Source organism: Simplicispira sp. GW247-4R2A (genome assembly GCF_059424465.1).
This window is the reverse complement of sequence record NZ_JBWKZM010000018.1, coordinates 1-17,016: the sequence shown is the minus strand read 5'-3', so window position 1 is coordinate 17,016 and position 17,016 is coordinate 1. Positions and strand designations below refer to the sequence as shown.

Annotated in this window: 15 protein-coding genes and 1 other RNA gene; 10 read left to right on the top strand and 6 right to left on the bottom strand. The window is 64.0% G+C overall.

Going from position 1 to position 17,016, the window contains the following annotated elements:
• The first annotated feature begins 109 nt into the window (after positions 1 to 109).
• The 3 genes from ftsH to glmM all read left to right on the top strand — a co-directional run bounded on the left by ftsH (position 110) and on the right by glmM (position 4,326).
• Positions 110 to 2,029 (top strand): ATP-dependent zinc metalloprotease FtsH, encoded by a 1,920-nt coding sequence (gene ftsH / locus AC07ZH_RS12960; protein ID WP_119110480.1) that lies wholly within the window; start codon positions 110 to 112, stop codon positions 2,027 to 2,029.
• A gap of 71 nt (positions 2,030 to 2,100) precedes the next feature.
• The gene (gene folP, locus AC07ZH_RS12955) at positions 2,101 to 2,946 is read left to right on the top strand and encodes a dihydropteroate synthase (RefSeq protein WP_495200103.1); all 846 of its coding nucleotides are present in this window, start codon (positions 2,101 to 2,103) and stop codon (positions 2,944 to 2,946) included.
• 45 nt (positions 2,947 to 2,991) lie between these two features.
• Entirely contained in the window at positions 2,992 to 4,326 is a 1,335-nt protein-coding gene (gene glmM, locus AC07ZH_RS12950; protein ID WP_495200102.1) for a phosphoglucosamine mutase, read from the top strand.
• A 74-nt stretch (positions 4,327 to 4,400) separates the two neighbouring features.
• Here the strand turns inward: glmM and AC07ZH_RS12945 are convergent, their stop codons facing one another.
• On the bottom strand, positions 4,401 to 5,321 hold the full coding sequence (locus AC07ZH_RS12945) for an alpha/beta fold hydrolase (protein ID WP_495200144.1): 921 nt from the start codon (positions 5,319 to 5,321) through the stop codon (positions 4,401 to 4,403).
• A gap of 130 nt (positions 5,322 to 5,451) precedes the next feature.
• Here AC07ZH_RS12945 and AC07ZH_RS12940 point away from each other — a divergent pair, with 130 nt between their 5' ends.
• From AC07ZH_RS12940 to plsY, 3 genes are all read left to right on the top strand, one after another.
• Entirely contained in the window at positions 5,452 to 6,513 is a 1,062-nt protein-coding gene (locus AC07ZH_RS12940) for an aldo/keto reductase (RefSeq protein WP_495200101.1), read from the top strand.
• Positions 6,514 to 6,571: 58 nt separating this feature from the next.
• Entirely contained in the window at positions 6,572 to 7,075 is a 504-nt protein-coding gene (locus AC07ZH_RS12935) for an aminoacyl-tRNA deacylase (protein WP_119110485.1), read from the top strand.
• A 104-nt stretch (positions 7,076 to 7,179) separates the two neighbouring features.
• Positions 7,180 to 7,860, top strand: a complete 681-nt coding sequence (gene plsY, locus AC07ZH_RS12930) for a glycerol-3-phosphate 1-O-acyltransferase PlsY (RefSeq protein WP_495200100.1) — start codon at positions 7,180 to 7,182, stop codon at positions 7,858 to 7,860.
• A 60-nt stretch (positions 7,861 to 7,920) separates the two neighbouring features.
• Here plsY and AC07ZH_RS12925 read toward each other — a convergent pair whose 3' ends face one another.
• From AC07ZH_RS12925 to AC07ZH_RS12915, 3 genes are all read right to left on the bottom strand, one after another.
• A complete protein-coding gene (locus tag AC07ZH_RS12925) occupies positions 7,921 to 9,207 on the bottom strand; it encodes a TRAP transporter large permease (protein WP_495200099.1) in 1,287 nt (428 codons plus the stop codon).
• Positions 9,204 to 9,842, bottom strand: a complete 639-nt coding sequence (locus AC07ZH_RS12920) for a TRAP transporter small permease (RefSeq protein WP_199665492.1) — start codon at positions 9,840 to 9,842, stop codon at positions 9,204 to 9,206. The genes AC07ZH_RS12925 and AC07ZH_RS12920 overlap by 4 nt, the downstream gene beginning before the upstream one ends.
• A gap of 160 nt (positions 9,843 to 10,002) precedes the next feature.
• Entirely contained in the window at positions 10,003 to 11,004 is a 1,002-nt protein-coding gene (locus AC07ZH_RS12915) for a TRAP transporter substrate-binding protein (RefSeq protein WP_495200098.1), read from the bottom strand.
• Between the two features lie 172 nt (positions 11,005 to 11,176).
• On the opposite strand from AC07ZH_RS12915, the gene AC07ZH_RS12910 reads away from it, so the two are divergent.
• Together AC07ZH_RS12910 and AC07ZH_RS12905 are read left to right on the top strand one after the other, a co-directional pair.
• Positions 11,177 to 13,120: a sensor histidine kinase gene (locus AC07ZH_RS12910; protein WP_495200097.1), complete on the top strand. Its 1,944-nt coding sequence runs from the start codon at positions 11,177 to 11,179 to the stop codon at positions 13,118 to 13,120.
• The gene (locus AC07ZH_RS12905) at positions 13,117 to 13,746 is read left to right on the top strand and encodes a response regulator transcription factor (RefSeq protein ID WP_119110490.1); all 630 of its coding nucleotides are present in this window, start codon (positions 13,117 to 13,119) and stop codon (positions 13,744 to 13,746) included. The genes AC07ZH_RS12910 and AC07ZH_RS12905 overlap by 4 nt, the downstream gene beginning before the upstream one ends.
• 31 nt (positions 13,747 to 13,777) lie before the next feature.
• Here AC07ZH_RS12905 and ffs read toward each other — a convergent pair.
• Positions 13,778 to 13,873, bottom strand: an RNA gene (gene ffs, locus AC07ZH_RS12900) — signal recognition particle sRNA small type.
• Positions 13,874 to 13,906: 33 nt separating this feature from the next.
• Entirely contained in the window at positions 13,907 to 14,461 is a 555-nt protein-coding gene (locus AC07ZH_RS12895; protein ID WP_495200096.1) for a cytochrome b, read from the bottom strand.
• Between the two features lie 99 nt (positions 14,462 to 14,560).
• On the opposite strand from AC07ZH_RS12895, the gene dnaX reads away from it, so the two are divergent.
• Positions 14,561 to 16,438 carry a DNA polymerase III subunit gamma/tau gene (gene dnaX, locus AC07ZH_RS12890; RefSeq protein WP_495200095.1) on the top strand — a complete coding sequence of 626 codons (1,878 nt, stop codon included), beginning with the start codon at positions 14,561 to 14,563 and terminating at the stop codon, positions 16,436 to 16,438.
• Positions 16,439 to 16,471: 33 nt separating this feature from the next.
• The gene (locus AC07ZH_RS12885; RefSeq protein ID WP_119110557.1) at positions 16,472 to 16,804 is read left to right on the top strand and encodes a YbaB/EbfC family nucleoid-associated protein; all 333 of its coding nucleotides are present in this window, start codon (positions 16,472 to 16,474) and stop codon (positions 16,802 to 16,804) included.
• Positions 16,805 to 17,016: the final 212 nt, after the last annotated feature.

Here is a 17,016-nt window from a genome sequence, read left to right as displayed (position 1 = left end):
CCGGCGCAATGGCCGGTTTCCTGACGGCGCAAGAGCGGCAGACCTTGAAAGGCCTAAAATTGGCGCTATCTGGGTCAAACCAACCCTGCCAATCCCTCTGGAGCCCCGCTTGAACAATCAGTGGTTTTCGAAAGTCGCCGTATGGCTTGTCATCGCCATGGTGCTTTTTACGGTGTTCAAACAATTTGACACCCGCGTCAGTGCGTCGGCTGGCCATGTGGGCTACTCCGAGTTTCTGAGCGAGGTGCGCAACAACCGCATCAAGAGCGCCACCATTCAGGAAGGCCAGGGCGGAACCGAGATCGTCGCTGTCACCAACGACGACCGGCGCATCCGCACCACCGCGACGTACCTCGATCGCGGCCTGGTGGGCGACCTCATCAACAACAACGTCAAGTTCGATGTCAAGCCGCGCGAGGAAGGCTCGCTGCTCATGACCCTGCTGGTCAGCTGGGGCCCGATGCTGCTCCTGATTGGTGTCTGGGTGTACTTCATGCGCCAGATGCAGGGCGGCGGCAAGGGCGGCGCTTTCAGCTTTGGCAAAAGCAAGGCGCGCATGATGGACGAGAACAACAACACGGTGACGTTTGCCGATGTGGCCGGTTGCGACGAGGCCAAGGAAGAAGTCAAGGAAGTTGTCGATTTCCTGAAAGACCCGCAACGCTTTCAGAAGCTCGGCGGCCGCATTCCGCGCGGCCTGTTGCTGGTCGGCCCTCCGGGCACCGGCAAGACGCTGCTGGCCAAGTCGATTGCGGGCGAGGCCAAGGTGCCGTTCTTCTCGATTTCCGGCTCTGATTTCGTCGAAATGTTCGTCGGCGTGGGCGCGGCCCGGGTGCGCGACATGTTCGAGAACGCCAAGAAGAACGCTCCCTGCATCATCTTCATCGACGAAATCGACGCCGTGGGCCGCCAGCGTGGCGCAGGCCTGGGCGGCGGCAACGACGAGCGCGAGCAGACCTTGAACCAGATGCTGGTCGAGATGGACGGCTTCGAGACCAACCTGGGTGTGATTGTGGTGGCTGCCACCAACCGGCCCGACATTCTTGACGCTGCATTGCTGCGCCCCGGCCGCTTCGACCGGCAGGTGTATGTGACGCTGCCGGACATCCGCGGCCGCGAGCAGATTCTCAACGTGCACATGCGCAAAATCCCGGTCAGCCAGGACGTGAACCCCAGCGTCATCGCGCGCGGCACACCGGGTATGAGCGGCGCCGATCTGGCCAACCTGTGCAACGAGGCCGCGCTGATGGCCGCGCGCCGCAATGCGCGTACGGTCGAGATGCAGGATTTCGAGCGCGCCAAGGACAAGATCCTGATGGGCCCTGAGCGCAAGAGCATGGTCATGCCCGAGGAAGAGCGCCGCAACACGGCCTACCATGAGTCGGGCCACGCGCTGATCGGCAAGCTCCTGCCCAAGTGCGATCCAGTGCACAAGGTCACCATCATCCCGCGCGGCCGTGCGCTGGGTGTCACCATGAGCCTGCCGGCGCAAGACCGCTACAGCTACGACAAGGAATACATGCTGAACCAGATCAGCATGCTCTTTGGCGGCCGCATTGCCGAGGAAGTGTTCATGGGCCAGATGACCACGGGCGCCAGCAACGACTTCGAGCGGGCGACCTCGATTGCCCGCGACATGGTCACGCGCTACGGCATGACCGATGCGCTTGGTCCCATGGTCTATGCCGAGAACGAAGGTGAAGTGTTCCTGGGGCGTTCGGTCACCAAAACCACCACCATGAGCGAGTCGACCATGCAAAAGGTCGATCAGGAAGTGCGCAAGATCATCGATGAGCAGTACGCCCAGGCACGCAAGCTGATCGAGGACAACCGCGACAAGATGCACGCCATGGCCAAGGCGCTGCTCGAATGGGAGACCATCGACACCGACCAACTCGACGACATTATGGCCGGCAAGCCGCCGCGCCCGCCCAAGGACTGGACGCCGCGCACGCCCTCGTCGGGCGGTGATGGCCCGACCGGCGGCACACCTGCCGTGGCACCCGATCCGGCGCCGACAGCGGCCTGATGCAGGCATTCCTGCAACGAACAAACGGGGCGCAAGCCCCGTTTGTTCATTCTTCTGCACCAATCACCCCCATGCTCTGGCAAACCAGCCGCTTCGCCATCGACCTCGGCCGCCCGCAGGTCATGGGCATCGTCAATGTCACGCCAGATTCTTTCTCCGATGGGGGCAAACACGCCAACGCTGCAGCCGCCCTGCGCCACTGCGAGGTGCTGCTGAAGGACGGGGCTGATCTGCTTGACATCGGTGGCGAATCCACGCGGCCCGGCAGTCCTCCCGTCCCTCTGGAAGAGGAGCTTGCCCGTGTGCTGCCAGTGGTGCGCGGTGCTGTGGCGCTGGGTGTGCCGGTCTCGGTGGATACCTACAAACCTGAGGTGATGCGAGCGGTCCTTGACCTGGGCGCCGACGTCATCAACGACGTCTGGGCCCTGCGCTGCGGCGATGCGGCGCAAGTGGTGGCCGGGCACCCGCGTTGTGGCGTCTGCCTGATGCACATGCACCGCGAACCGCAGACCATGCAGGCAGCGCCCATGGAGGGCGATGTGCCTGCACAAGTGCTCCTTTTTTTGAAGCGGCAAGCGTCCATTCTGCAAGCGCTAGGCGTTGAAAAGAGCCGAATTTTGCTCGATCCTGGAATTGGCTTTGGCAAGACCGTGGCGCAGAATTTTTCCCTGCTGGCGCGTCAGCACGAGCTGCTGGCCACTGGCTACCCGCTGCTCGCTGCCTGGTCGCGCAAGTCATCGCTGGGTGCGGTGACGGGGCAGGAAGTGGGCGAGCGCCTGATTCCCAGCATTGCCGCGGCACTGCTGGCGGTCGAGCGTGGCGCCCGTGTCGTGCGTGTGCACGATGTACGTGAGACCGTGCAGGCGCTCGCCGTATGGCGCTCGGCCAGCGGGCAGGCCACTTTGAACAGGCTCTAAGTGGCTTGCTCGCACGGCCTGCACAAGAAAATTTTGGGAGGAAAAATGGACCGACAGTATTTCGGCACCGATGGCATCCGCGGTACGGTAGGGCAACCGCCCATCACACCCGACTTCATGCTGCGCCTCGGCCATGCCGTGGGCCGCGTGCTCAAGCGCAGCGAAGAGCGCCCTACGGTGCTGATTGGCAAAGACACGCGCATTTCGGGCTACATGCTCGAAAGCGCACTGGAATCAGGCTTTAATTCTGCTGGTGTCGATGTGGTCTTGCTCGGGCCGCTGCCCACGCCCGCCGTTGCCTACTTGACGCGTGCCCAGCGGGCCAGCCTGGGTGTGGTCATCAGCGCCAGCCACAACCCGTTTGCAGACAACGGCATCAAGTTCTTCAGTGCCCAAGGCAGCAAGCTGCCGGACAGCTGGGAGCGGGCCGTTGAGGAGGCGCTGCAGGAACTGCCTGTGTGGGCGGATTCGGCCTCCTTGGGCAAAGCGCGTCGGCTGGACGATGCCTCGGGGCGTTACATCGAGTTTTGCAAGAGCACCTTTGCCCACGACCTCACGCTCAAAGGGCTCAAAATCGTCGTGGATGCTGCGCACGGAGCTGCCTACCAGGTAGCACCCAAGGTGTTCCACGAATTGGGTGCTGACGTGATCGCCATGGGCTGCGCGCCGGACGGCTTCAACATCAACCACGAGGTCGGTGCCACGCATCCCGACGCCCTGGTGCTCGCGGTGCGCGCCAACCATGCCGACTACGGCATTGCACTCGACGGCGATGCCGACCGTCTGCAGGTCGTGGACGCCGCTGGCCGCCTCTACAACGGCGACGAACTGCTCTACCTCATGGCGCGCGAGCGCATGGGCCGCGACGAACTCGTGCCGGGCGTGGTCGGCACCCTGATGACCAATATGGCGGTGGAGCTGGCATTGGCCGAACGCGGTGTCAAGCTCGTGCGCGCCAAGGTGGGCGACCGCTACGTGTTGGAAGAGCTGGCGCAGCGCCGCTGGTTGCTGGGCGGTGAGGGCTCGGGCCACCTGCTGGCGCTCGACAAGCAGACCACGGGCGATGGCCTGGTGAGCGCCTTGCAGGTGCTGCAGTGTGTGGTGCGCAGTGGCCGCACGCTGGCGCAGTTGATGGAAGAGGTGACGCTGTTCCCGCAGGTGCTGCTCAATGTCCGGCTGGCGCCCGGCAGCGACTGGCGCGGCAATGCCCATCTGGCGCGGGAAACCGAAGCCGTGCAGGCCGAACTGGGCGCCCTGGGCCGTGTGCTGATTCGCGCCAGCGGCACCGAGCCGGTACTGCGGGTGATGGTGGAGGCGCGCGACGCTGCGCAGGCAAGCCGCTGTGCCGAGCGCTTGGCCGAAGCTGCTCGCGCAGCCTGATACTATGTTCTTGATAGCTTTTAACGCTTACAGGATAAGCGTTAGATGGCTATTTTCATCAAATAAATCGGACGTCAGTCGCGCAAAAAGGTTTCTATCAGTTGTGCCAGCGCCTCGGGCTGGTCGTGGTGCAGCATATGGCCGGCGTCCTGGATGACGGCGGTGCGGCAGTCCGCCACGGCTTTCAGGCGCTCGTGGTACTGCGCCAGCGTGTAGTGGCCCTGCCACCACTGGCCCAGGCTGTCTCCGCTGGCTTCCACCGCCAGCGTGGGCGCGGTGATGGCGGCGTAGAGCGCTTGCGCCTCGTCCACGCGGTAGATCTGCGCGCTCTTCACCTTGTGCGCGGCGTCGCCCAGGATGGCCCAGCGGCCTGACGCGTCCTGCGCGGCCCAATGCTGTGCCAGCCATTGCGCCTTGTCCTGCGAGAGGCGTGGGTTGGTCTTCATGAGCCGCCGCGCCACGCCGTCCAGGCTGTCGTAGCTTTTGAGCGCCATCTCGCCGCGTTCGAGTTGGCGGATTTCGTCCATCCACTCCGCATAGCGGCGCACCGCAGACTCCGGTTGGGAGGCGGGCAGGCCAAAGCCTTCCAGGTTCACCAGGCGCCGCACCCGCGCCGGCCGCACCCCCGCGTACATCATGGCGATGTTGCCGCCCATGCTGTGGCCCACCAGGTCCACCGGGCGATCGCCGGCGCAGTGGTCCAGCAACTGGTCCAGGTCGGCCAGGTAGTCCGCAAAGGCGTAGTGGTCGGTGGGCACCGGGGGCTTGGTGAGCCCGAAACCGCGCCAGTCGGGTGCGAGGATGGTCCGGCCTTGCACGAAGGCCTCGGACAGGGCGTCCACCATGAACTGGTAGGAAGCGCCCACGTCCATCCAGCCATGCACCAAAACAAGTGGCGGAGCATCGACCTCGGGCGCTCCCCAGCGCCAGACGTGGTAGTCGAGTGAGCGGATGCGCACGAACTCGGTGCGGGCGGGAAAGCGTTCGAAATACATCCGCCAATTATTCATGGCTTGCGCAAGCGGCTTGTCCTTGCGGCGACAAACACCTGTGCGCTTGCTCGCCTGCACGATTGCGCCCGCGCCCGTAAACTGCAGCGCTCCCTTTTGACAAGCCCCGCACCGCATGAAAACACTCCAACTCGGTCAGAGCGACCTGCACGTCACCCCCATCTGCCTGGGCACCATGACCTTTGGCGAACAGGTGGACGAGCCCACCGCCCATGCCATCCTGGACCGTGCGGTCGAGCGCGGCATCAATTTCCTTGACACGGCCGAGATGTACGCCGTGCCGGCGCGTGCCGAAACTTTTGGTGCGACCGAGACCATCCTCGGCAACTGGTTTGCTTCGCGGCCCGGTCTGCACGCCAAGATCGTGCTGGCCACCAAGGTGGCTGGGCCGTCGCGCGGCATGCCCTGGGTGCGCGAAGGGAAGGGCATGACGCCGGCCGACATCGTCGCGTCCTGTGAGGCCAGCCTGCGGCGCCTGCAGACCGACGTCATTGACCTCTACCAGATCCACTGGCCCGAGCGCCATGTGCCAGCCTTTGGCACCCAGTACTACGACCCGGCCAAGGAAACATCGCAAACGCCCATCCACGCGCAACTCAATGCGCTTGCCGGCCTGGTGCGCGCTGGCAAGGTGCGCCACATTGGTTTGTCCAATGAAACGCCGTATGGCGTGCATGAATTTGTGCGGCTGGCCGAGCAACACGGGCTGCCCCGCGTCGTGAGCGTGCAAAACCCGTACTGCCTGATCAACCGCAGCTACGAGAACGCCCTGGACGAAACCTGCCATCGGCTGAAGGTGGGCTTGCTGGCCTATTCGCCCCTCGGCTTTGGTCTGCTCACCGGCAAGTACGACGCAAGCGGCATCGAGGGCCCGAATGCGCCCGCTGGTGCGCGCATTGCCAGCTACGCCAGCGTGCGCAAGCAGCGCTGGGGCCGGCCCGAGGCGCTCGCGGCCGCGCGCCGCTACAACCAGCTGGCACGCGACCACGGATTGAGCCCCACGCAGATGGCGTTGGCCTTTTGCGCTACCAAGTGGCAGGTCGCCAGCACCATCATTGGCGTGACCTCGCTGGCGCAGCTGGAGGAAGATATTGGCGCTTTTGGCGCCACGCTCAGCCCGGAGCTGCTCGCCGCGATCGACGTGCTGCGCTGGGAAATGGGCGACCCCGCAATTTGAGGTCAAATGAGGCCCTAGCGCTTATGCTGTAAGCGCGAACAGCTATCATTTTCAAACTATGGCAAAGAAAGACAGCAAGGCCGCGCACGTCAGCGAAACCCCTGCGACGCAGATGCTGCGTGCGCACGGCGTGGCGTTCACCGGCCACCCCTACGAGTACCTGGAGCACGGTGGCGCCCAGCACAGCGCGGCGGTGCTGGGGCTGGACCCGTACGCCGTGGTCAAGACGCTGGTCATGCAGGACCAGGACGCCAAACCCCTACTGGTGCTGATGCACGGCAACCGCACCGTGTCCACCAAGAACCTGGCACGCCAGATAGGTGCCAAATCGGTCGAACCCTGCAAGCCCGAGGTCGCCAACCGCCACAGCGGCTACCTGGTGGGTGGCACGTCGCCCTTTGGCACGCGCCGCGAGATGCCCGTGTACATCGAGGAGAGCATCCTCACGCTGCCGCGCATCGCCATCAACGGCGGGCGGCGTGGGTTTCTGGTGCAGATGGATCCACAGGTCTGTGTGCAATTGCTGGGTGCTCGGCCGGTGCAATGCGCGCTGGAGATGTAGGCGCGTGTTCGCCGCCCAGGTCCGGGTGGCTGGCACAATGGCCCGCCGTTCGCTGGTGCGGGCCATTGCTGTCCGTTTGCGTTTGAATTTCTGGAGTTGCCTCCGTGCCTGTTGCCTATAGCTTTGTCGCCGTGCTTGCCGCCTACCTGCTGGGCTCCCTGTCGTTTGCCGTTGTCGTCAGCCGCGCCATGGGCCTGGCCGATCCGCGTACCTTTGGCAGCAAGAACCCTGGAGCCACCAACGTGCTGCGCTCGGGCAGCAAGGCCGCCGCCATCGTCACGCTGCTGCTCGACGCCGCCAAGGGCTGGCTGCCGGTGGTGCTGGTGCGCTGGTACGGTGCGCCGTATGGGCTGGAGGACGGCACGCAGGCGATGGTGGGGCTGGCCGCTTTCGCGGGCCACCTGTGGCCGGTGTTTTTCCGTTTTCAGGGCGGTAAGGGCGTGGCCACCGCGCTGGGCGTGCTGGTGGGCTTCAGTCCCTGGCTGGGGCTGGCCACTGTCGCCACCTGGCTCATCGTGGCGTTTTTCTTCCGTTATTCATCGCTCGCCTCGCTGGCCAGCGCCTTGTTTGCACCGGTGTACTACGTGATGGTGGGCGGCATCGTCTGGGATACCGAGCGCACCATCGCCGCGTCCATCGTGGTGATGTCGAGCTTGCTGACCTGGCGGCACAAGGACAACATCGCGCGTCTGATCAAGGGAACGGAGTCGCGCCTGGGAAAATCCAAAGAAAACGCCGCAAGCGCCGACGCGCCTCGGCCCCGCAAGCGCCGTTCGCGCCACTGAGGCACTGCTGAACGGGGAGGCGCAGCAGGCCAGAAGTGGCGCGATAAAGGGTTTAGCGGCTCACCTGCCCATCCCCAGTATGTGCGGTAGCCAGAGCGTCATTGGCGGCCAGTAGGTGACGGCGACAAGAAAGCCCAACATCGTCAGCAGCCAGGGCCAGACGGCGACGGTGAGCTCCGTAATCCCCATCTGGGTGATGCCGGAGGCCACGTACAGATTGAGCCCCACCGGCGGATGGCACATGCCGACCTCCATGTTGACGACCATCATGATGCCGAAGTGCACCGGGTCGATGCCCATCTTCACGGCGACCGGAAAGAGGATGGGCGCCATGATCAGCACAATGGACGATGGCTCCATGAAATTGCCTGCCACCAGCAGCAGGACGTTGCACACCAGCAGGAAGGCGATGGGGCCCAGTCCCATTCCCACCATCCAGTCCGCCAGGTGCTGCGGGATCTGCTCGTTGGTGAGAACAAAGCTGAACAGCACCGCGTTGGTGATGATGTAGAGCAGCATGGCGCTCATGTTGGCGGATGCCAGCAGCACCCGTGGCACTTCGCTCAGGCGCAAATCCTTGTAGACAAAGACCGCCACGACGAACGCGTACACCGCACTCATGGCTGCTGCTTCTGTTGGCGTAAAGAGGCCCGCGTAGATGCCGCCCATCACGATCACGATCAGCATGAGCCCCCAGAAGGACTCGCGAAACGCCTTGCCACGTGTGGCCCAGCTGGCTTTGGGCAAACGAGGGTAGTTGTTTTTGCGCGCCCGGTACCAGGTTGTCAGCCCCAGCAAAAACGCCAGCACGATGCCGGGGACCACGCCGGCCATGAACAGTGCGCCGAGCGAGGTGTTGGTGGAGACCGAATACATCACCATCACGATCGAGGGTGGGATCAGGATACCCAGCGCGCCCGAGGTCGTGATAACGCCGGCACCGAAGCTCTTGGGAAAGCCTGCCTTGACCATCGCTGGCAGCAGAATCGAGCCGATGGCCACCACGGTTGCCGGGGATGAGCCGGAAACGGCGGCAAACAGCGCGCAGGCCAGCACGCCGGCCAGACCCAGGCCGCCATACCAATGGCCCACCATGGAGGCGGCGAAGGTGATCATCCGCTTGGCAACACCACCGTGCGTCAGAAAATTGCCTGCCAGGATGAAAAACGGCACCGCCATGATCTCGAAGTTCTCGATGCCGGTGAAAAGCTTCAATGCCACGGCCTGTGCCGGTACATCGGTGAAACCGAAGATGAAGCTCAGAACGGTCAGGCCCAGAGCAATGGACACCGGCATGCCGGTGAGCATCAGCGTGAGCAAAAGCCCAAAAATGATCAGACCGTTCATCGCGTGTGCTCCTGCGGGTGCAAATCGGGGGCGGCGTCTTCCTCGACGCCTTCTTCCAGGCCGTCGACGTGGCCGTGGTCATGGTGGGGCAGTTCGCCGGTACGGATGAAATTCCACGCCACTTGCAGGAAGCGAAAGCACATCAAGCCGGAACCCAGCGGAATGGCGGAGTACACGATCCAGGTCGGCATCTCCATGTCGGGCGTGACAGGCCCTTGCGTGAGGCCGTCAAGGCTCAGGCCCAGGATGCTGAAAATGCGGTAGTGCGCGCCATTTTCCCAAACAAAACTTCCGCCGAAGGAGGCGAGCGAGAAGGTGAAGAAGGCGCCAGCCAGCAAGCCAAAGACGATGATTTTTCCGCGTGTGCGCTCGGGCAATCGGTTGATCGCCACGTCAACGCCGACGTGGATGCCGGTCCGCACGCCGTAGGCAGCGCCGAACTTGGCCATCCACACGAAAAGGTAGATGGTGGCTTCCTGCGCCCAGGACACGTCCTGCCGCAGCAGCCAGTCCTGCAGGCCCGGTATCGCCAGGCCCGAGGCGTAGCGGTGGATCACCGCCAGAAAAGTAATGAGCGTGGCCAGCCCCATCAACACGGTGATGAGCCACTCTTCAAGATGATCAAGCCATTTCACAACAGCTTCTCCTTGCGGTCACAAGCGACCGCGGAACGTTTTCGGTATGCGCTACCGAGATGCGGCGTGGACAAAAGGCGGGGAAGGGGCATCTGCCTGCGGATGCGCGAAGCGCCGGGCTGACACGGCGATCAACCCGGCGCTTCATGCTGCTGCTGCTTTAGAGCTTCGACGGATCGAAGCCGGTTTCCTTGTAGATCGCCTTGATGGTGTCTTCGCCAATGCGCGAGGCCATCTGCTTGTGCACGGGAATCAGGGCTTTTTTCAGCGCCAATTTTTCCGCATCGGTGGGTGTGTAGACGTTGGTCTTGCCGGAAGCCTTCACCTTGGCCAGTGCGTTGTCGTTGTCCTGTTTCGCATCGTCGTTAGCCACCTTGGTGGCTTCGGTCATGGCTTGGTTGAGCTCGGTGCGGATATCTGCTGGCAGGCCGTCCCAGAACTTCTTGTTCACGACAACGGCATAGCCGAGGTAGCCGTGGTTGGAGAGCGTCATGTCCTTTTGCACTTCATACATCTTCTGGGTGTAGAGGTTGGAGTGCGGGTTTTCTGTGCCATCGACCACACCGGTCTGCAGGGCCTGGTAGACCTCGCTGAACGCCATCACCTGCGGGATGGCGCCCAGGGCACGCATCTGCGCGTCCAGTACCTTGGACGATTGGATGCGCATCTTCAGGCCCTTGAAGTCTGCCGGCGCGTGCAGCGGCCGGTTGGCCGAGAACGACTTGAAGCCGTTGTCCCAATAGGCCAGGCCGGTGATGCCCTTGGGCTGAAGTTTGTCCAGCAGGCTCTTGCCGACGGGGCCCTGAGTGACCTTGTGCAGCTCGTCGTAGTTGTCGAACAGGTAGGGCAGGTCAAACACCTCGAACTCACGCACGCCGAGCGGTGCAAACTTCGACAGCGACGGCGCCAGCATCTGGACCGAGCCCAGCTGCAGCGCTTCCATCTCCTCTTTGTCCTTGTAGAGCTGGCTGTTGGGGTACACCTCAACCTTGACGCGGCCCTTGGTCAACTCGGCGGCACGTTTGGCGAAGAAATCTGCTGCCTTTCCTTTTGGGGTGTCCGTTGCCACCACATGACTGAACTTGATGACGATGGGCGCCTGGGCATAGGCGCCAAAACTGGCTGTAAGGGCGACCGCGAGCAGGAAAGAACGTTTTTTCATGAGATGTCTCCGGTGATGAAACGGGGCAGGAGTGCACCGCTGTGCAGGGGGATTTTTCTGCATTTCCCGATTTTGCGGCATTGTGGATTTCCACAACACAGCCGCCGCCCCGACAACCGCAGTGCCGAGGCCTTAGACTGTTTTGGTGCCGTCGCCACTGATTCCCCCCGCATTGCCCGCATCACCGTCGCACCAGAAGCTGCGCGCATGGCTGTGGGTCTTGCCGTTTTGCCTGGCGGTGGTTCTGGTGCTGGCCGTGATGGCGGTGCTTGAGGCCAGCGATCGGCGCGACCTGGAGGCGCTGCGCCACACCATGGAAGTGGACGCACTGGGGCTGCAAGACAAGCTGAGTGCGCGCATTGAGTCCGAGCAGTTGCGCCTTGACGGCTTGGCCGCGCATTTGGTGGCCGACGGGGTTACGCCCGAGAACCTGGCGTTGGACAGCGCGGTGCGCAGTGCGCAACAGGCGTACTGGGTCAGCCTGATCTGGCTTGACCCGAACAATCGCATTCTGGCGGAGGTGCCCGACCCGCGCCATGCCCTGGGGCGCGACGACACGCCGACGGGTGTCTCGGTGCATCTGCTGGCGCCGCTCCACCATGGCGGCAGGCAGACCGGCATGCTCATTGCCAGGCTGCAGCCGGCGCGCTTGCTCAAAGAGTTGACGCCCTGGTGGATGGGACAGCGCTACGACATCCGCCTGATGGACGATTTTGACCAGGTGGTGGCTGCCGCGCCTGGCGCCGCCTGGCGCTTTGCGGTTCCACCGCTGTCGCACCGCATCAGCCTCTCGCCCCTGCTGAGCGAGACCTACCTGGAACTGGCTCTGCGTGAGCGCTTTCGCCCCTGGTTTCGCACCTTTCCGTCTTGGCTGTTGGGTGCTTTGCTGGCCATGATCGGCTGGGCCTCGCTGCTGCTGCGCCGCCAGATGCAGGGCGTGCGGCGTGCCGAGGCGGCCTGGCGCACCGAGGCAGCCTGGCGCACGGCCATGGGCGAGTCGCTGCGTGTCGGCCTGCGTGCCCGCGACCTGCACGGGCGCCTGCTCTACGTCAACCGCGCCTTTGCCGATATGGTCGGCTACAGTGTTCAGGAGCTCTTGGGCCATGTTCCGCCCATGCCTTACTGGGAAAGCGAGAACATGGATGAGATGCAGGTCTTGCACCGGCGCACCATGTCGGGGCGGGCGCCCCCAGAAGGCTATGAGGTGCGTTGGAGGAAGCGGGATGGTGGCGTTCTGGAGGTGCTGATCGTGGAAGCGCCCCTCATTGATGCGCGCGGCAGCCAGGTCGGCTGGATGGGGTCGGTGCTCGATATCACCGAACGCCTTCGTGCGCAGGAGAGCGAGCGGCGCCGTACCGAAGCCATGGCGACCCAGGCTCGGTTGGCCACCTTGGGCGAAATCGCCTCGACCTTGGCGCACGAGCTCAACCAGCCGCTGGCGGCAATTTCCAGCTACAACGCCGGTTTGCAAAATGCGCTCAAGAACCGCGACGTGACCGATGGGCACATCACCTTGGCGCTGGCACGCCAGGCCGAGCAGACGGAGCATGCCGCGGCCATCGTGCAACGCATCCGGGATTTTTTGTCGCGCAGAGAACCGCACCGAGAGCCTTGCGATCTTGCGGACATTGCCACCCAAGCGGTGCAATTGCTGGGGCGCGACCTGTCGCAGCGCCGGGTGCGCGTAGTCAACCAGCTGCCCGTGCGTACGCATCTGGTGGAGGGCGACCGCGTGCTGCTGGAGCAGGTGCTCATCAACCTGATCCGCAACGCCGCCGACGCGCTGACTACAGGCGCGGATTCCGGGCGCTTGCCCAAAACCATCACGCTGGGTTTTAGTGTCGTCTCGGAGCGGTTTGTGCGCTTTGATGTTTGTGACAATGGCCCTGGTCTGAAGGGGCAGGGCATTGAGCAGCTGTGTCAGCCCTTTTTCTCTACCAAGACCGACGGCATGGGCATGGGCATGGCCATTTGCCGCTCGATCATTGAGGCGCATTACGGTTCCATGGATGCGGCGGATCTCCCCCAGGGCGGCGCGCGCATCAGTTTCATTTTGCCGATGGCCGTGACCGTGTTGGCAGATTCGCCAGAGATCATTGAGAAAGCTTTGATATGAACACTGCAAGCGGCGCGCTCCAACCCTGTGTCTATCTGGTGGACGACGAAGCGGCGGTGCGCGACGCGCTGGTCTTTCTGCTGCAGTCGCGCAATCTGGCGGTGCAAAGTTTTGCCAGCGCGGCCGAACTGCTGCAGAACCTGGCGCCTGCGGACCGCCTGCGCGGGTGTTTTCTGCTCGATGTGCGCATGGATCCGGTCTCAGGCCTGGCGCTGCACGGTGAACTTTTGGTTCGCGGCGTGCGCAACCCCGTGCTTCTGATGACTGGCCATGGTGATATTCCCATGGCGGTGGAGGCCCTGAAGAAAGGGGCCTTTGATTTTCTTGAAAAACCCTATAGCGACAACACGCTGGTGGACCGCCTGGAGCAGGCGCTGGCGGTAGATGCTGCGATGCACAACCACCAGGCTCGCGGTGCAGAGCTGCGCGCCCGCTTGGCCAGCCTGACGGAGCGCGAACAAGAGGTCATGCAGCGCGTCGCCCTGGGGCGGCTCAACAAGGTCATTGCCGATGAACTGGGCATTGCCGTGCGCACCGTGGAGGTGCACCGCGCCCGGGTTTTCAGCAAGCTGGGCGTGCGCTCGGCGCCGGAAGTCGCAACGTTGCTGGCGCACGGCACGCAGTGAAGGCACTGCCTGGCGCAGTGCCGAAGAAGAAGTTGACGAGCCTTACCCCGGCACTGGCTCCACAGTTAGGGCTGCTTGGTTCCCCACCTGACCCGGTTGGCTGCTTCACCATGCGAGGAGGCCCGTCACCGCTGATTGTATGCGACGCGCTGCGTGCGCTTCAGCGTGTGCCAGGCAGCATGCGCAGCACGGTGTCATCGCGCTGGACATAGTGGTGAAACAGGGCGGCTGCGGCGTGCAGGCCAACCAGCACATAGCCGACCGTGGCGCCGGTTTCGTGCAGTTCCTTGATCCAGCTTGCTGTTTCCTTGCTCTCAGTGATAGGCAGCAGGGGGAGCCCAAACCCGCCTGGCAAGGTGACGGGTGCGCCCCTGGCGCTCAGGGTCATCCAGCCCAGAAGCGGCAGGCCGATCATCAGCGCATACAACGCCAGGTGCACCACATGGCTCAGCATGGCTTGCCATGCAGGTGGCGCCGGGGTGATGGTGGGGGTCCTGCCCAGTGCGCGCGCCAGCAGGCGCAGCCACACCAAGGCAAAAACGGACAGACCGAGGAGGAAATGCACCGACCTGAGCAAATTGCGCCCGGCGCTGCCTTTGGGGTAGATTCCTTTTAGCTCCATGGTGGCGGCGGTAGCCACCAGCAGCACGACCATCAACCAGTGCAGGGCAATCGACCAGCGGCTGTAGTGATGGGCCAAGGTGTTGGGCGTCATAGGGTTTTCCTGTACAAAGAAACCCGATGCTAGCAGTGCAAGATGAATATCTCATGAACGCGAGCGGGTCACGTTCGCTGCCACATAGAATCCTGCCACATGTCCTACCTCGTGCTCGCCCGCAAGTACCGCCCGCGCAATTTTGGCGAAATGGTTGGCCAGCAGCATGTGGTGCAGGCACTGACCAATGCGCTCACCCAGCAGCGGCTGCACCATGCCTATCTGTTTACCGGCACGCGCGGCGTCGGCAAGACCACGGTCTCTCGCATTTTGGCCAAGTCGCTCAATTGCCAGGGGCCAGATGGGAAGGGCGGCATCACGGCGACCCCTTGCGGCGTCTGCGCGGCCTGCACGGCGATTGATGCCGGCCGTTTTGTCGACTACACCGAGCTGGATGCGGCGTCCAACCGGGGCGTGGACGAGGTGCAAAGTCTGCTTGAACAAGCGGTTTACAAACCGGTGCAGGGGCGCTTCAAGGTCTTCATGATCGACGAAGTCCACATGCTGACGACCACGGCGTTCAACGCCATGCTCAAGACGCTGGAGGAGCCGCCCGAATACCTCAAGTTCGTGCTGGCGACGACCGACCCACAGAAGGTGCCGGTGACGGTGCTCTCGCGCTGCCTGCAATTCAACCTGCGCCCCATGGCGCCCGATACCGTGCAGGAGCACCTCGCTCATGTGCTCGCCGCCGAGCAGGTGGCCGCCGAGCCGGCGGCACTGCGCCTGCTGGCGCGCGGCGCGCGCGGCTCCATGCGCGACGCGCTCTCGCTTGCCGACCAGGCCATTGCCTTTGGCAGCGGCAGCATCGAGGAGGCCGCAGTGCGCCAGATGCTGGGCAGTGTGGACCGCTCGCACGTCACCCGCCTCGTCGATGCACTGGCGCGTGGCGACGGCCGCACGGTGGTTGAGACCGCCGAGGCGCTGCGCCTGCACGGCCTGTCGGCTGCCGCTGCGCTGGAAGACATGTGCGCCCTGCTGCAGCGCATGGCCGTGCTGCAGGCGGTCCCTGGCCACCGCCAATCGGGCGAAGACGACGCCGAGGCGCAGGAAACCGCGCGCCTGGCGGCGCTGCTGCCACCCGACGAGACGCAACTGCTCTACAGCATGTGCCTGCACGGCCGCGCCGAGCTGGGCCTGGCGCCCGACGAGTACGCGGCGCTCACCATGGTCCTGCTGCGCCTGCTGGCTTTCAAGCCAGCGGGCGGCGCGCCGGAAAAAAAAACAGCGCTGACGGCTGAGCCCGCTGCGCCAGTGGCCCAAGCGCCGGTCGCACCCGCGGCGGCAGAAATGGTGGTGCCGCCCGCGACAGCCGAAAATTCTGAGGAAAATAAGCCTCTAGCGCATGCCCCGCCTGCGCAAGCAGCTATCGAAAACGAAGCGAATGGCACCCCGGCGGCGCCAGTGGTGTCTGGCGAGGGGGTCGAGCACGCAGCGCCCGAAGCCAGCGCCACGGCGACAGCCTCCGCGCATCCCCCAGTACTCGCCCGCGAACCAGCGCCGTCTGTGCTTAACGTGCCGGTGCGCGAAATGCCCGAGCCCGGCCCTCGCCTGCAGCCCCGGGCCGAGGGGCAGGCGCCGCAGTCCGAGCCGACCGAGGAGGGCGATTGCTGGCACGCCGTGGTGCAGCAGCTCATTGCCAGCGAATCGGTCACCGCCCTGGTGCGCGAGCTGGCGCTGCAATCGCAGCTCATCGCGCGCGATGGCGACCATTGGCTGCTGCGGGTGGAGCGCGAATCGCTCAACCAGCCGGCAAGCCGCGAGCGTCTGCGGGCGGCGCTGTCTGCCGCGGGGCACGCCGAGCGCATTAGTGTTGAAACGGGCCGCGTCAGCGATACGCCGGCCCGGCGCAATACGGCACAGGAAAATGCCGACCTGGAGCGCGCCCGCGCCATTGTCATGAACGACCCCTTCGTGCAAGCCATGGTGCAGAACCATGGCGCGAAAATCGTTCCTGGAAGCATCCGGCCCTTGTAGGCCGCCCCCCATCGATCAACAAAGGATTTCACCATGTTCAACAAGGGACAACTCGCCGGCCTCATGAAGCAGGCCCAGGCCATGCAGGACAACCTCAAGAAGGCGCAGGACGAATTGGCGCATGTCGAGGTCGAAGGCGAGGCAGGCGCCGGGCTGGTCAAGGTCGTGATGACCTGCAAGCACGACGTCAAACGCATCACCATCGACCCCAGCTTGCTGGCCGAAGACAAAGACATGCTCGAAGACCTGGTGGCCGCGGCGTTTAATGCTGCGGTGCGCAAGGCGGAAGATACGTCGCAGGAGAAGATGGGCAAGCTGACGGCGGGGATGCCCGGCCTCCCCGGCGGCATGAAATTCCCGTTTTAGTTGACTGGCTACCGGGCGGGCGATCTGCGTTGTTGCGGGGCCCGTCGGGGAATCCTCACGTACCTCCAGTACGCTCCGGTTCCCCGCCACCCGCGCCTAGCAGCTCATCCCGCTCGCTACGCCCTTGAGGGTGGGGGTGTGACTGGCTACCGGGCGGGCGATCTGCGTTGTTGCGGGGCCCGTCGGGGAATCCTCACGTACCTCCAGTACGC

Coding starts and splice junctions, on each gene's coding strand:
- AC07ZH_RS12935 (WP_119110485.1), top strand. CDS start 6,572: ATGGCAAAGAAAGACAGCAAGGCCGCGCACGTCAGCGAAACCCCTGCG.
- dnaX (WP_495200095.1), top strand. CDS start 14,561: ATGTCCTACCTCGTGCTCGCCCGCAAGTACCGCCCGCGCAATTTTGGC.
- AC07ZH_RS12925 (WP_495200099.1), bottom strand. CDS start 9,207: ATGAACGGTCTGATCATTTTTGGGCTTTTGCTCACGCTGATGCTCACC.
- AC07ZH_RS12945 (WP_495200144.1), bottom strand. CDS start 5,321: ATGTATTTCGAACGCTTTCCCGCCCGCACCGAGTTCGTGCGCATCCGC.
- AC07ZH_RS12940 (WP_495200101.1), top strand. CDS start 5,452: ATGAAAACACTCCAACTCGGTCAGAGCGACCTGCACGTCACCCCCATC.
- glmM (WP_495200102.1), top strand. CDS start 2,992: ATGGACCGACAGTATTTCGGCACCGATGGCATCCGCGGTACGGTAGGG.
- AC07ZH_RS12905 (WP_119110490.1), top strand. CDS start 13,117: ATGAACACTGCAAGCGGCGCGCTCCAACCCTGTGTCTATCTGGTGGAC.
- folP (WP_495200103.1), top strand. CDS start 2,101: ATGCTCTGGCAAACCAGCCGCTTCGCCATCGACCTCGGCCGCCCGCAG.
- AC07ZH_RS12895 (WP_495200096.1), bottom strand. CDS start 14,461: ATGACGCCCAACACCTTGGCCCATCACTACAGCCGCTGGTCGATTGCC.
- AC07ZH_RS12915 (WP_495200098.1), bottom strand. CDS start 11,004: ATGAAAAAACGTTCTTTCCTGCTCGCGGTCGCCCTTACAGCCAGTTTT.
- AC07ZH_RS12885 (WP_119110557.1), top strand. CDS start 16,472: ATGTTCAACAAGGGACAACTCGCCGGCCTCATGAAGCAGGCCCAGGCC.